Here is a 13,060-nt window from a genome sequence, read left to right as displayed (position 1 = left end):
CAGCCTGAGCTCACCGTAATGAGTCGGTTCACCGGGTTAACAGGGGATGCTGGGCCGCAGGTTTTGCCTGCAACCCGCACAGGGGGGATGTCAGCCGGATGGCTGAGCGGCGGGGTCGATCGTTGCCAGCGCCCGCATTTCCAGCCGCTGCTCGCCAGGGCGACAGACCAGCACCGAGCCTTGCTCGAACCAGTCCCCCAGCACGATGCGCCGCGCGGGCTGGCCATCAAGGGTGAAGTCGTGGATGGCGGGTCTGTGGGTGTGGCCGTGGATCATCATCCGGCAGTCATGGGAGCGCAGGGTGTCGTCCACCGCCGCGGGCGTTACATCCATGATGATCTGGCTCTTGTGGGCATTTTCCATCTGGCTTTGGCCGCGCATCTTGCAGGCGATGGCCTGACGGCGGGCGAGCGGCAGTCGCAAAAAGAGCCAGCGCAGCCACTTGAGCTGGGTGATGCGACGAAACTTCTGATACCCCTCATCCAGGGTGCAGAGCAGATCGCCGTGGCTCAGCACCACCCGCTCCCCATAGAGGTCGATAACGCAAGGGTCACCCAGCAATGTCATCCCAGCGCGCTTGGCAAATTGTTGCCCCAGCAGAAAGTCACGGTTGCCGTGGATAAAGTAGATGGGCACGTTCTGCTGGCTCAGGGCCAAGAAGGCATCGGCCATCTGTTGATGGAGCGGATTGGGGTCATCATCGCCAATCCAGAATTCGAAGAGATCCCCCAGCACATAGAGGGCATCGGCGCCGGGGGCGTCGTGCTCGAGAAAGCGCACCAGTGCCGCGGTCATATCGGGCCGCTGGGCAGAGAGGTGAATGTCACTGATAAAGAGGGTGCTCATGATGTGGGGGTCGGGCTCTCGGTCGAAACAGGGCAAACAGGGGTGGCAGAGATAGTAGACACAACAGGGGACGAATCGTGCGCTGCGGGTGCCATCGTGCCAGTTGAGGTATGGATATCGTCACGGGATGGCGGCTGCCATGACAGCTCGGCCAGATTGCGTCCCTCCAGCGTCAGCAGTGCAGCATAAGGATCGCCAGCCAACCCCAGCAACCGGCACATCGCTGCTTCCCCTTTCAATCCCTCTTCAAGGCGCAGACGCAGCACTTCGCGGTAAAAAGCATCGCCAAACCGCTCGAGCAACGCGGCCATCAGGGTGAGGTGGCGCCAGCCATTCAGCGTCTCGATGGGGGCGGGGGTGACATAGAGCTCCAGCGGCCAGCTGGCCTCGCTCTTGTCAGAACCGCTAACAGCACAGCTCTGGTCGAGACAGGAAAAGGTGCGCTCCAGCAGCCAGACATTGTCGCCTTTGGCGTATGCCAGCCAACCTTGAGTTTCGAGCGTCGCGGCAAACTCGGCGGGATCGGGATGCTGGCAGAGGATATCGAGATCGCTGCCGGGCCGATCCAGGCCGATGGCCAGCGTGCTCACCAGCGCCATATCGGCGCACTGCGCGGCCAGATCATCCCACACACCGGCGGTGAGCAGGGCATGGACCGAGCGCTGGCGCGGGTTGCCGTGGGCCAGATAGTCGAGGCGGCGCCAGTTCGGACTGGCTGTTGGGGAGGCAGATGGAAAAACTGCGGCCGGGGCCGCAGTTTTTTCAGTGCCGAGTCGGCAGAGATCAGTCAGCAAGGGTCACCTTGGTGATCACCACGTCTTCTACCGGCACGTCCTGGTGGATGCGGCCGTAGTTACCGGTCTTGACGCCCTTGATCTTGTTGACCACGTCCATACCGGCGGTCACTTCACCGAATACGCAGTAGCCGAAGCCCTGGGTGGTAGCGGATTTGAAGTCAAGGAAGTCGTTGTTGTTCACGTTGATGAAGAACTGGGCGCTGGCAGAGTGCGGCTCCATGGTGCGGGCCATGGCGATGGTGCCAATCTTGTTGGACAGGCCATTGGCCGCTTCGTTCTTGATGGGAGCGCGGGTGTCTTTCTCTTCAAAGCCCGGGGCATAGCCGCCGCCCTGGATCATGAAGCCGTCGATGACGCGGTGGAAGATGGTGTTGTCGTAGTGACCGTCACGGCAGTATTGCAGGAAGTTGGCCACGGTTTCCGGGGCTTTTTCAGCGTTCAGGGTGAGGGTGATGTCGCCGTGATTGGTGTGCAGAGTGACCATGATATGTCCTTTCATTTGATGCGGGCGACCAAGTGCCCGCAGGTGTATGGCATAAAGTGGTGGCAATTCTAGCCCATCAGGGGCTGGCGGCATAGTCTCTCTGGCGCCGTAACCGTGCTGGCAGGCGGGATTGGCCCGCTTTTCTGCCTCGTTTTCTGCCCCTGAACGGGGTATTATGACCAACCATTTTACTCACAGGCAGTGGTTAGAAGATGCTGAAGATATACAACACACTCACTCGTCAAAAAGAAGAATTCAAACCTATCCACCCGGGCAAGGTGGGCATGTATGTGTGTGGTGTCACCATCTACGATCACTGTCATATCGGCCACGGCCGCACCTTCGTCGCCTTTGATGTGGTCGCTCGCTACCTGCGTTACGCCGGTTACGACCTGACTTACGTGCGCAACATCACCGACGTGGATGACAAGATCATCAAGCGCGCCACTGAAACCCGCGTCACCTGCGACGAGCTGACCGAGCGTCTGATTGGCGACATGCACGCCGACTTCGACGCCCTCGGTATGGTGCGCCCGGATATCGAACCGCGCGCCACCCAGCACATCGAAGAGATCATCGAGCTGGTGCAATCCCTGCTGGAAAAAGAGCACGCCTACGTGGCGGATAACGGCGATGTGATGTTTATCGTCGAATCCTATGCCGACTACGGCAAGCTCTCCGGCCAGGATCTGGAGCAGCTGCAAGCCGGTGCCCGCGTTGACGTGGTCGATGCCAAGCGCAACCCGCTCGACTTCGTGCTGTGGAAGATGTCGAAGCCCGGCGAACCGACCTGGGAGAGCCCCTGGGGCCCGGGCCGTCCTGGCTGGCACATCGAGTGCTCCGCCATGAACTCCAAGCACCTTGGCAACCACTTCGACATCCACGGCGGCGGTTCCGATCTGCAGTTCCCGCACCACGAGAACGAGATCGCCCAGTCCTGCTGCGCCCACGGTGGCGACTACGTCAACACCTGGATGCACAGCGGCATGGTGATGGTGGATAAAGAGAAGATGTCCAAATCCCTTGGCAACTTCTTCACCATCCGTGACGTGCTGGCCCACTATGACGCCGAAACCGTCCGTTACTTCCTGATGTCTGGCCACTACCGCAGCCAGCTCAACTACTCGGAAGATAACCTCAAGCAAGCCCGCGCCGCGCTGGAGCGCATGTACACCGCCCTGCGCGATCTGCCGGTAGCCGCTGCTGCCGGTGGCGACGAGCAGGTAGCGCGCTTCAAGGAAGCGATGGACGACGACTTCAACACCCCGGAAGCCTACTCCGCCCTGTTCGATCTGGTGCGCGAGATCAACCGCCAGAAGGGTGAAGACATGGCCGTTGCCGCCGCGCTGGGCGCCCGTCTGCGCGAGCTGGGCGCCGTGCTCGGCATCCTGCAGCAAGACCCTGAGGCTTTCTTGAAGGGTGATGAAGCGGACGAAGAGGTTGCCGAAATCGAGCGCCTGATCGCCGAGCGCAATCAGGCCCGTGCCGACAAGAACTGGGCCGCGGCGGATGCCGCCCGCAACCGTCTCACCGAGATGGGGATCGTGCTGGAAGACAGCGCCGGCAAAACCAGCTGGCGCCGTGCCTAAGGGCCGCCGGTTGACGACCTGACGCAGAGCGCAGCCCTTGGGCTGCGCTCTTTTTTTCAGGGCCCGGCGCTTTGTTCAAGGCGCGGCTCATGCAAGCGAACATAAGGAAGATGGCACCATGAAGATATCCAGCTGGCCCGTGCTGGCACTGGCCCTCTCTGCGGCGGCCCTGATCGCCCCGGCCCATGCGGGCACCACCACCAGCGGCAAACTCGATCCGGCCGCCAGTGCCCGCGCCAAGGCCAAGGTGGCCCAGTTTCTCGACTGGGAGCGCCAAGTCAAACCGAGTGGCCTCTATCAGAGCGATCTCGGCGGCGCGCTGCCCACTATCGTCTCCCCCGAGCTGCTCTGCCTGCTCAATGCCGCCTCAAAGGCGCGCGAAATAGCCACCCGCGAGGCCCCCGACGAGAAGCCCCCCTTTGTCGAGGGCAACCCCTTCCTGCCCAACGCCTGGGATAACCTGCTGGGCTCGGAGATCCTCTCGTCGCGCGCCATCGCTGGCAGCCGGGATCGCAGCGAGGTCAAGGTGCGCTTCACCTTTGGCGAGCCGGGCACCCCGCTCGACGCCCCCAGCGGCACCTACCGTTTTGTCAGCACCTATCTGGTACTGGACGGGCCGCAAGGCGCCCGCATCACCGATATCGATGCCGGCGGCAGCTGCGATTTCTGCCAATCCGGCAGCCTGCGCGCCGCCCTCTATGAGACGCTCACCGCCTATCCAGCTGCAGGGGGAGAGCAGTGCAAGGGGTTGGGGAAATAGTTTTTAGTTGGAATTGAGGCGTGTTTGGGGAATAGAAATAAAAACCGCAGCTCAAGGCTGCGGTTTTGGGTTTTTATGAATTTGACACAGTCAATATGAAGATATTTGTTCAATTTATGTTGATATATTGCCACGTAGTGACTCACCATAAGTCTGATAGCCATCATCAGAATGAAAGCGGTCAGAATATCTAGAACCAGAAACTTCAGGAAGCAAATCACGGAATTGACCCCAATTTAATACATGGATTGGGTATAAATCTTCACCGAACGTGGCATTTAGGCCAGATGAATTCCCTGCCGGCCAATGGGAGACAATAAGTAATCGTTCAACTAGGTCTATCTCGCGTGACCAAATTTGATTACTTGGAGTTGCTTTATAACCACCTAACCTACCAACGTATACTGTAACTCTGGATGCATCTTGATTGTATTTCCATCCTTCTTGTGAAAGACGAACCCCAAAGGTTTGTTGGTCTGCTTTTCCTATATAGAGAAGTACATCTGAGCCATAAATAGGATGAGCACCATAAATCTGGTAAACACCAAAATCACAGTATTCATCTCGTAATGTATTTGTTATTTCTTCGTATGAGTAAGGTCCTTCCCAAACCACATGAATTTCTTCTTGATTCATGAGTAATATCCTAAGTGTGTTATGAAACGTGAAGGTTAATATTTATTGTTCAGCTGGAATATTTTTTAAATTATTCACATGCTTACGAGTAATGAAAATACAGCTCAAATCTATTGAATGTTTTGTTTGCACCAATTATCAATCACAGTTGATAAACGAGAGTCTTTAACTGGGTTTTGCCATACATCCCTGAAATTGACTGTTCCACTATTTGTTTTATTCTGTGGTTCATTAGTCTTGTGATGCGGGTAATTATTTCTGTAGAGCAAATCCATGTTGCTTTCGTTGAATTGTGAAACCTAACGCTGCGTTAAGGGGCTGCCAACGTTACTACCAACTTTCTGCATAACACCGTAATCACAATAATCAATGCATAGTAAAAATGCCACGCGTTGGCTGTTCCTCTTGAAGCGTTTGTTAGCTGAATTGGTTTAGATATCTAATTTATTCTGTAATTGCATACAATCAACTAAATGGAAACTTATTTCTTTATCGCTTAGAGATTTATGGTCAATTACTGGCCTAGCTTTAAATTGAGTTGCTTCAACATCTACCACTTTTAGTAGCTTATCGCGTAGTTGTTTATCCCAAGACACATTAAATCGTTGGCCGTCAGAAACAATAGCACCTCGATGACTACTAACAGAAATCATGTCTAGACGGCCAATGATATTGAGTGTTGCTGGTATTTCCTCTTTCCGACGTCCAAGTAAATTTTTATTAGACTCACTTAATCTTAAATCGTTCACGCCGGAGCCAAAGTCGACATATTCAATATTAGCTCCATCAATTGACTGGATTATATTATCTACAGCCCCTTTTGTTGTCTGAGCTGCTAGTAAAATTTTAGGGTCACCAATTAATACTGAACCATCGCTTAAGCTGTAACTAACTTTACTGTTATTACTGCCAATATTAAAACTATTTGAGATAGTAATTTTAACATGCAATCCTTTGTCAGCAATTTTGGCAACAGCATCTCTTAGACTAATAGTATCTTTATATAAAGAAACAATTACATTTGATAATTGATAGCCACCATCCGCTGCTAACGGTGCAAACAGCTCTTTATTGTTGAGAACAAAATCAACCAAAAATTCAACAGATCCCTCTCTAATTCGTACTTGATAATCGATTTGTTCACGAATATGTTTATCCGCTTTGGATTTACCTAGACTTACTGCTATAAGTTGATCGAGAATTTTACGATGATTAGAAATAAGTACATCAAGAGAGCGAAGGCTGTAACTGCCACCAGAGAATGCTAAACCTTTGGCATAAATTCTTAAATCGTCTTTCATAATTCTCCATTATAAATAACTTCGATATTCAGGGCCGTAGGTTCGATTAGCGAAGCGTAATCGGACGTTCGAGAAATAAGGTGTTATCACGGTGAAATACTCACTATCGGGCTTTCGATATACAACCCTTGCCCGATTGGGATATCTACCGCTTGCAGCTATACCCGCCATGATTTTTTCACCTATGCAACTATGTCGATTGCACTTGTTGCATAGGTGCGACAATCTGATCTCGCCATGGGGTGGGCGAGGGGCTGACTCTGAGCTAACAACCCGCCCGATCTTTGCCCCGAATAGGCTGGAGTGTGTTACCGCGGTGCAATGCGCTGCGCTTATTGCACCCTACGTCTGTTTACCGGCCTCGGTGTTGCGGGTTGGGTGTTGCCCCCCTGTTGTTCGCCGAGGTGAGACCGTTTGTCCAGGCCGCGAGGCAGGGCCGTAGGTTCGATTAGCGAAGCGTAATCGGACGTTCGAGAAATAAGGTTTATTACGGTGAAATACTCACTTTCGGGCCTTCAATATAAAGCCGTTTCCCGATAAGGATATCTGCCGCTTGCTGCTCTGGCACACCATGATTTTTTCACCTATGCAACCATCTTGATGGAGTCTGTTGCATAGGTGCGACAATTTGCTCTCGCCATGGGGTGGGCGAGGGGCTGACTCTGAGCTAACAACCCGCCCGATCTTTGCCCCGAATAGGCTGGGGTGTGTTACCGCGGTGCAATGCGCTGCGCTTGTTGCACCCTACGCCTGTTAACCTGCCTCGGGGCGGCTGGTTGGCTGTTGCCCCCTGTTGTTCGCCGAGGTGAGTCCGTTTGTCCAGGCCGCGAGGCAGGACGCCGAGCGAGCGCCGCTGGGCCAGGGATGGCCCATCGGCGCGTGCCGTGGGACAAACGGGTGAACCGAGGGAACCCGACGTAGGAGGGCGAACAAGTGGGGGATTAGACCTTTGGTGACTTTGGGTCTTTCCAAAGTCACTCGCCAAGCCGCGCAGCGGCGGCGAAACCCCGTCGAGGACGAAGTCCTCGTGTCCTGCATGGCGAAGCCATGCCATTTAGGCTGGCGATATTCCGCTATGCAATGACGTTACCGACCCCCTCACCCTAGCCCTCTCCCGCAAGGGGAGAGGGGACGGTTACCGCGGACGATTACGCTTCGCTAATCGACCCTACGCTAAAGTCGCTACCGCCCCTGACTCTCGCTACCAGATTGCGCCGTTGACCATTGATCTCGGAAAAGGGGTCAACAGACGCCCGTCGCCATATTACGGAGCCAGAGTGGTCTTATCTATGGTTTTGATGAGCTAACTATCAGAAAAGAGTGGTTTTTTGCGCTGGCACAAACTTTTATTAATTAGCGATTAGTTGTTGGTTGTCGGGCTTGGAGCTGGCAGGGCGGTGGGGGGACGCTGCGAGAGGCGTGCAAACGGTAAAAAAAGAGTGAAGCGCAAACGGTAAAGAAGGAGAGTGCAAACGGAAAAAAGCGAAGGGGCCCGCGGTGGGCCCCTTGTTGTTGGCGCTCGACGCCGCTATTTGGCGGCGGGGGTAGGGAAGTATTTGCTGTGCAGCAGCGGGTATTCGCTGCTCGCCAGCACCTGGGTCAAGCCGGTCTGGAACTCCTTGACCAGCTCGTCGCTCACCGGATGGCTGAAGGCGAAGCAGAACTGCTCGGAGCTCAGTACCCACTGCTCCTTGAAGCGGGCGGGGTCGAGTTTTTGTTCGACGATCAGCTGCTCCATGGTGGTCTTGTTGGTGGAGACCAGATCGACCCGGCCGGAGGTGAGCATCTTGAGCGCCTGTGCCAGCCGGTTGGCGGCCATCAGTTTGGTCTCGTCAAAGCCGTTGTTGAGCAGCAGTTGCTCCCCCACATCGGCCCGTACCGCGCCGATATTGAACGTCTTGGCATCGTCGAGCTTGGTGATGGTGATATTGCGATCGGCCAGCCCCACCAGCACGATCTCGGCATACCCGATGGGGCAGGCCCACTTGAACAGGGGGTCCCGCGCCTGGGTGCGGGCGGTGGAGAAGAGCACCGCATTGGGCTTTTGGGTCAGCAGGTAGTAGCCGCGCGCCCACGGCATGATGGTGACGGGCTGCGCTGGCGTATTGGTCTTTTTCCACACCAGTTGCAGCAGCTCGACTGCGAGGCCGGTGGGGGCGCCGCTGGCATCGGCGTAGTTGTAGGGTTTGTACTCTTCGGTGATGTAGTGCAGTTTGCCAAGCTCAGGACTCGCCTGTGCGAGGGTGGCCAGCAGCGCCCCGGCCAATCCAATCCATGGTTTCATTTTTGCCATCCTGATCAAGGGAATATCTGCTCAAGTGTGACCAAGCTGGCTGATTTCGCCAAGGCGACGGAGCATGTTTGGCAAAAAAGCGCGGGCGCATGCCGCCATCTTGCGCCCTATGTCGGCGGCGATCAGGGCATTAGCGCAGCGGCAGGTATTTGGCTTGCAGGGCCGAGAAATCCGCCGAGGCGACGACGTGGGTCAGCGCCTGCTGAAAGAGGGCGACCTCGCTGTCGGGCACCTGACGGCTGAAGGCGTAGCAGAGCGGTCTGGCATCCAGCACGAAGGCGACATGAAAGTCATCCGGCTTGAAGCCCAGTTGTTGCAGGGTTTGATAGCCCGCCAGCTTGTTGGTCGCAAAGAGATCGGCGCGACCTGAGGTGAGCATTTTGGCCGCCTGGGTGAGGCGATTGGCCAGCATCAGCTGGCGTTCATCGATACCGCGTTCGAGCAGCAGCTGTTTGGAGACGGTAGAGCGCACCACGCCGACCTTGTAGCGGCTGATCTCGGCCACGGAGCCTAGGGTGATGTTGTCCGCCTTGCGCCCCAGCAGCACAAACTCCGAGTGATCGATGGGGCAGGCCCACTTGAAGAGTGCTTCCCGCTGCGGGGTGCGGGCGGTGGCAAACAGCACCACATTGGGTTTTTGTTGCAGCAGGTTGTAGCCCCGGGCCCACGGCAGAATGCGGATGGGCTGGGGCGATACGCCCCGCGCTTTCCAGATAAGCTGCATCAGCTCCACCGACAATCCGGTTGGCATCCCTTGCTGGTCGCTGAAATTAAACGGGGGAGAGATTTCGCTCAGATACTCGAGCTTGCCCGGATCGGCCTGCGCGAAGGTGGCCCACAGGAGCAGTAGCAGATGAGGTAGGTGCCATGTCCGCACGGGAAAGATCCTTCACAATCAACTATGTAGCCCAGTTTGACTGCTTGCGGCGGGAATAGCTAGCCACCTCTATTGCATCTTTCATCAATAAAATGGGCAGCGAACTGCTGCCCAGCGGGTGAGTGAGTGCTCAGCGCACCGGCAGGTATTTGGCCTGCAATTTGCGAAACTCTTCCGAGGCGAGGGCGCGGGTCAGGCCCTGCTGAAAGAGGGTGATCTCGCTGTCGGGCACCTGACGGCTGAAGGCGTAGCAGAGCTGCTCTGCGCTCAGCACCATGGCCACGTTGAAGTCGTCGCTGCTCAGCTTCAATTCGCGGATGGCGTCATATCCCGCCAGCTTGCTGGTGGCGAGCAGGTCGGCGCGGCCGGAGAGCAGCATCTTCAACCCCTGCGACAGGCGGTTGGCCGGGATGATGTTGTTGTCATCCATGCCGTTGTTGAGCAGCAGCTGCTCGGCGGCGTCCGAGCGCACCGCGCTGATCTTGTACTGGCTCATCTGTTCGAAGGCGGTCAGGGTGATGTTCTGCGCTTTGCGGCCCAGCAGTATGTACTCCGAGTAGCCGATGGGGCAGACCCACTTGAAGAGATCCTCCCGGGCCTGGGTGCGGGCGGTGGAGAAGAGCACCACGTTGGGCTTCTGGGTTAGCAAGTAATAACCTCGCGCCCAGGGCAGGATGCGCACCGGCTGGGGTGTCACGCCGCTGTGTTGCCAGATCATCTGCAGCAGATCGACCGCAAGGCCGGTGGGCTGGCCTTGCGGATCGCTGAAGTTGTAGGGGGGGTACTCTTCGGTGAGGTACTCGAGCTTGCCCAGATCAGCCCGGGCCGTCGAGGCCCAGCAGAGCAGCAACAGATGACAGATCAGCCATATCCTCATTGGGAACATCCTTAGCGATCAACCTTCCCTTGAGTGTGACCATGAACAGAGTAAATAGCCACTCACGGCCGTTACCAGCGGGCGCGGATCTGCCCGATGGGCTGGTAGGCCTCATCCCGCAGCCCCACCAGCAGGGTCTTGCCATCCGCTTGCAGCCGGAACTCGCCGTAGCGGGCCGCTTCGTACTGCTCTCCTGTGCCCTCTTCAAAGAAGTAGGCATCGGGGCCGATCTGCCACTGCCGCTCGCTCTGGTGCACCTGCAATAGCCGCTCATCGCTGGCGAGCCGATCCGGTTTGCCATCGGCCACCAGACTGGCCACCTGATGGGCATCGAGGCGGATCACCAGGGTGTCGCTGCCCTTGTTTTGAGTAGTTTGGGCGTCGCGGCTGGTCAGCTCGCGGGCAATTTCGTAGTTGAGCCGCATATAATCCCCCTGCATCAGGGAGCGGGGATCGACCGGAGCGAGCCGCAGCAGCACCACTTCGCCGCTGCTCATGGCGTGCTCATAGCGCCAGACGGTGGCATTGATGCCTGCCAGGAGGGCGAGGCAGCTCAGCAACAGGGCGAGCTGTCGGGTCACAGGTTTCATGAATCGCTCCTTGCCGCGAAGGTGGTGAGCAGCTGGCGGGCACCCAGTAGCAGGATGCCGGAGCCCAGCAGCAGCCAGGATTTGGTCATCAGGGTGAGCCCCAGATCGTAGTAATAGAGCGAGCCATAGCCGAGCAGCAGCAGGGCTGAGAGAGTCATCAGCCCCAGACTGCCGGCATAAAACCCGAGGATCAGCACCAGTGCGCCCGCCCCCATACCGGGGATGATGGCGCTGATCAGCACCAGCGGCAGGCCAAACAGCAGGGGGAGCTTGAGCTTCATCATCACCGCCAGCAGCAGGGCGGCGCAGAGCAGGGGATTGATCCAGAGCGGCAGGCGGGACAGCCCCAGCTCGTCCAGCACGCTGCTGCCGCCATCCCACAGCGGATGGTGCAGACGGCCCAGCACCAGCAGCGAGAGGGCCAGCCCCAGCGTGATGGAGTGGTTGAGCTGGTGGCGCTCTGGATCCCTATCTGCCCGCAGCCAGCAGAAGGTGATGGCCGCCATCACCAGCGGCAGCGCCAGCAGTTGCAGCCCGAGGCAGGCAAGGCCAAGAGTGAGCAGCAGTGCCGCCGCCACGCTGTGAAACAGCCGCACCAGCCAGTGATCGAACAGCACGGCGATGGCAAGGGAGAGCAGGCACAACCCAAACCAGAGCAGAGCGTGATGGAGATCCAGCTGATCGAGCAGGCCATAGAGCAGCCAGGCATCGGCCGCCAGGGTGAGGGCCAGCACGAACTGATCCCAGAGATCGCCGCTTTGGCTGCGGTTGAGGGCATAGGCCCCCGCCAGCAGCACGGCCCCCAGCAGCAGGGCGCTGTTGGCCTCGCGGGTCAGCTGCTCGAAGGTGAGAAACAGGAAAAAGAGCAGGAACAGGGCGGCAATCCAGCCCACCAGCCCGAGCAGAAAGCGGCTCGACCAGTGGGGCTGGGTGTCACGGGGCATCTCCCCCTCCACCAGATTGGCCTGTTGCAGCGCTTGCCAAAGGGTCAGATCACTCATGAGACCTCCGTTGTTGTTGCAGCCAGTGGGCGGCGGTGACAGAAAGGCCGATGGCGATCAGGCTCAGCAGCAAGAAGCCATTGATATCGGGTTCCATCCACTTGCCCAGCACCGCGAGGATGACGGCAATCAGGCTGAGGCACCCCATGGCGAGTCCGGCGATAAATCTGTGGTGCCACAAGGCATAGGCCGCGGCGAGCCAGCCAAGCCAGAGCGGCCACACCAGCGCAGAGGCGGCATCGAAGAGCGCTAGCAGGGCGAGCAGGGTGGCGCCAAGTCCGGCGGCAAGACCAGCCAGCCAGCTTGGCATCAGGCGCCAGCGGTTTGGCGCCAGCAGAAGCAGACCCCAGAGGGCGGCGTTGAGCAGGGTAAGGCACCAGCCCAATCCCTCTTCATCGAAGGTAAAGAAGAGCGTGAACAAACCGAGCCGCCAGTAGAGCACCAGCGCCAGCTGGCCGAGCAGCCAGCTCAAGGTCCAGAGCAGGGGGCTTTGGCCAAATGCCGCCAGCGGCACCAGCATCAGCGCCCAGGTGGCGAACAGTTGCCAGGGATCGGCGCCGGTCTGGTAGGTCTGACCCACCAGCGCCAGCAGGGCGCCGATATTGAGGGCGATGGCGAGCAGCAGTGCCTGACGGGGGGTATCCCCCAGCGGTTTGCGCCACAGCAGAAGCAGCATGGCGAGCAGCGGTGCCTCCAGCAGGGCGAGGCGGGAGACCCGGCCCAGCTCTTGCCAGTTGAAGGCGACGAAGAAAATAAGGCCAGCCCCGATACAGAGGGCACCGAGCCAGAGCAGCAGCCGGTCAAACAGCCAGTGCCAGCGCGCCGGATGGGGGGGAAGATCGGCGAGGGTCAGGGCGTCCGCCAGCTTCTCTGGCGCCAGCCGTCCCTGTTTGACCCATTCGAGAAGCGTCTCTCTTGATACGTTGTGCATGGGGGGACTCCACGAGGTTTGCCCCATTATGGCATGAGGCGCCCGCAACCGTGCACTGCCCCTTGGCTCTGTGGCTGG

Annotated in this window: 13 protein-coding genes; 2 read left to right on the top strand and 11 right to left on the bottom strand. The window is 57.8% G+C overall.

Annotated elements, in window-relative coordinates:
• Positions 1–90: 90 nt before the first annotated feature.
• The 3 genes from lpxH to AB5Y71_RS12555 are packed head-to-tail and all read right to left on the bottom strand — an operon-like array spanning position 91 to position 2,127.
• Positions 91–846 carry a UDP-2,3-diacylglucosamine diphosphatase gene (gene lpxH / locus AB5Y71_RS12565; RefSeq protein ID WP_368171716.1) on the bottom strand — a complete coding sequence of 252 codons (756 nt, stop codon included), beginning with the start codon at positions 844–846 and terminating at the stop codon, positions 91–93.
• Entirely contained in the window at positions 843–1,640 is a 798-nt protein-coding gene (locus AB5Y71_RS12560; protein ID WP_368171715.1) for a DUF4269 domain-containing protein, read from the bottom strand. The genes lpxH and AB5Y71_RS12560 overlap by 4 nt, the downstream gene beginning before the upstream one ends.
• Positions 1,630–2,127, bottom strand: coding sequence for a peptidylprolyl isomerase (locus AB5Y71_RS12555; RefSeq protein ID WP_005337417.1), 498 nt, complete (start codon positions 2,125–2,127; stop codon positions 1,630–1,632). The genes AB5Y71_RS12560 and AB5Y71_RS12555 overlap by 11 nt, the downstream gene beginning before the upstream one ends.
• A 212-nt stretch (positions 2,128–2,339) precedes the next feature.
• Between AB5Y71_RS12555 and cysS the strand changes: the two genes are divergently transcribed.
• Positions 2,340–3,716, top strand: a complete 1,377-nt coding sequence (gene cysS / locus AB5Y71_RS12550) for a cysteine--tRNA ligase (protein WP_368171714.1) — start codon at positions 2,340–2,342, stop codon at positions 3,714–3,716.
• A gap of 118 nt (positions 3,717–3,834) precedes the next feature.
• Entirely contained in the window at positions 3,835–4,476 is a 642-nt protein-coding gene (locus AB5Y71_RS12545; protein ID WP_043849439.1) for a hypothetical protein, read from the top strand.
• A gap of 114 nt (positions 4,477–4,590) precedes the next feature.
• On the opposite strand, the gene AB5Y71_RS12540 is transcribed toward AB5Y71_RS12545, so the two are convergent.
• The 8 genes from AB5Y71_RS12540 to AB5Y71_RS12505 all read right to left on the bottom strand — a co-directional run bounded on the left by AB5Y71_RS12540 (position 4,591) and on the right by AB5Y71_RS12505 (position 12,982).
• Positions 4,591–5,112 carry a hypothetical protein gene (locus AB5Y71_RS12540; RefSeq protein WP_185900040.1) on the bottom strand — a complete coding sequence of 174 codons (522 nt, stop codon included), beginning with the start codon at positions 5,110–5,112 and terminating at the stop codon, positions 4,591–4,593.
• Positions 5,113–5,543: 431 nt separating this feature from the next.
• Positions 5,544–6,413 (bottom strand): hypothetical protein, encoded by an 870-nt coding sequence (locus tag AB5Y71_RS12535; protein ID WP_368171713.1) that lies wholly within the window; start codon positions 6,411–6,413, stop codon positions 5,544–5,546.
• Between the two features lie 1,528 nt (positions 6,414–7,941).
• A complete protein-coding gene (locus AB5Y71_RS12530; RefSeq protein WP_075115588.1) occupies positions 7,942–8,697 on the bottom strand; it encodes an ABC transporter substrate-binding protein in 756 nt (251 codons plus the stop codon).
• 139 nt (positions 8,698–8,836) lie between these two features.
• The gene (locus AB5Y71_RS12525; RefSeq protein ID WP_058056167.1) at positions 8,837–9,583 is read right to left on the bottom strand and encodes an ABC transporter substrate-binding protein; all 747 of its coding nucleotides are present in this window, start codon (positions 9,581–9,583) and stop codon (positions 8,837–8,839) included.
• A 130-nt stretch (positions 9,584–9,713) separates the two neighbouring features.
• Positions 9,714–10,460, bottom strand: a complete 747-nt coding sequence (locus tag AB5Y71_RS12520; RefSeq protein ID WP_076494799.1) for an ABC transporter substrate-binding protein — start codon at positions 10,458–10,460, stop codon at positions 9,714–9,716.
• A gap of 71 nt (positions 10,461–10,531) precedes the next feature.
• A complete protein-coding gene (locus AB5Y71_RS12515) occupies positions 10,532–11,050 on the bottom strand; it encodes a GDYXXLXY domain-containing protein (RefSeq protein ID WP_201957580.1) in 519 nt (172 codons plus the stop codon).
• Positions 11,047–12,051, bottom strand: coding sequence for a DUF4401 domain-containing protein (locus tag AB5Y71_RS12510; RefSeq protein WP_201957577.1), 1,005 nt, complete (start codon positions 12,049–12,051; stop codon positions 11,047–11,049). Before AB5Y71_RS12510 ends, AB5Y71_RS12515 begins: the two co-directional genes overlap by 4 nt.
• Entirely contained in the window at positions 12,044–12,982 is a 939-nt protein-coding gene (locus AB5Y71_RS12505) for a DUF2157 domain-containing protein (RefSeq protein ID WP_368171712.1), read from the bottom strand. Before AB5Y71_RS12505 ends, AB5Y71_RS12510 begins: the two co-directional genes overlap by 8 nt.
• Positions 12,983–13,060 lie beyond the last annotated feature (78 nt).

It is taken from the genome of Aeromonas sp. R9-2 (assembly GCF_040908025.1).
Lineage (GTDB): Bacteria > Pseudomonadota > Gammaproteobacteria > Enterobacterales > Aeromonadaceae > Aeromonas > Aeromonas veronii.
Note: the sequence above shows the minus strand (reverse complement) of the source record. Positions and strands in the feature narration are given on the sequence as shown.

What these genes read in the sequence shown, in the direction of transcription:
- lpxH (WP_368171716.1), bottom strand. Translation starts at nt 846, where the DNA reads ATGAGCACCCTCTTTATCAGTGACATTCACCTCTCTGCCCAGCGGCCC.
- AB5Y71_RS12555 (WP_005337417.1), bottom strand. Translation starts at nt 2,127, where the DNA reads ATGGTCACTCTGCACACCAATCACGGCGACATCACCCTCACCCTGAAC.
- cysS (WP_368171714.1), top strand. Translation starts at nt 2,340, where the DNA reads ATGCTGAAGATATACAACACACTCACTCGTCAAAAAGAAGAATTCAAA.
- AB5Y71_RS12545 (WP_043849439.1), top strand. Translation starts at nt 3,835, where the DNA reads ATGAAGATATCCAGCTGGCCCGTGCTGGCACTGGCCCTCTCTGCGGCG.
- AB5Y71_RS12540 (WP_185900040.1), bottom strand. Translation starts at nt 5,112, where the DNA reads ATGAATCAAGAAGAAATTCATGTGGTTTGGGAAGGACCTTACTCATAC.
- AB5Y71_RS12535 (WP_368171713.1), bottom strand. Translation starts at nt 6,413, where the DNA reads ATGAAAGACGATTTAAGAATTTATGCCAAAGGTTTAGCATTCTCTGGT.
- AB5Y71_RS12530 (WP_075115588.1), bottom strand. Translation starts at nt 8,697, where the DNA reads ATGAAACCATGGATTGGATTGGCCGGGGCGCTGCTGGCCACCCTCGCA.
- AB5Y71_RS12520 (WP_076494799.1), bottom strand. Translation starts at nt 10,460, where the DNA reads ATGAGGATATGGCTGATCTGTCATCTGTTGCTGCTCTGCTGGGCCTCG.
- AB5Y71_RS12515 (WP_201957580.1), bottom strand. Translation starts at nt 11,050, where the DNA reads ATGAAACCTGTGACCCGACAGCTCGCCCTGTTGCTGAGCTGCCTCGCC.
- AB5Y71_RS12510 (WP_201957577.1), bottom strand. Translation starts at nt 12,051, where the DNA reads ATGAGTGATCTGACCCTTTGGCAAGCGCTGCAACAGGCCAATCTGGTG.
- AB5Y71_RS12505 (WP_368171712.1), bottom strand. Translation starts at nt 12,982, where the DNA reads ATGCACAACGTATCAAGAGAGACGCTTCTCGAATGGGTCAAACAGGGA.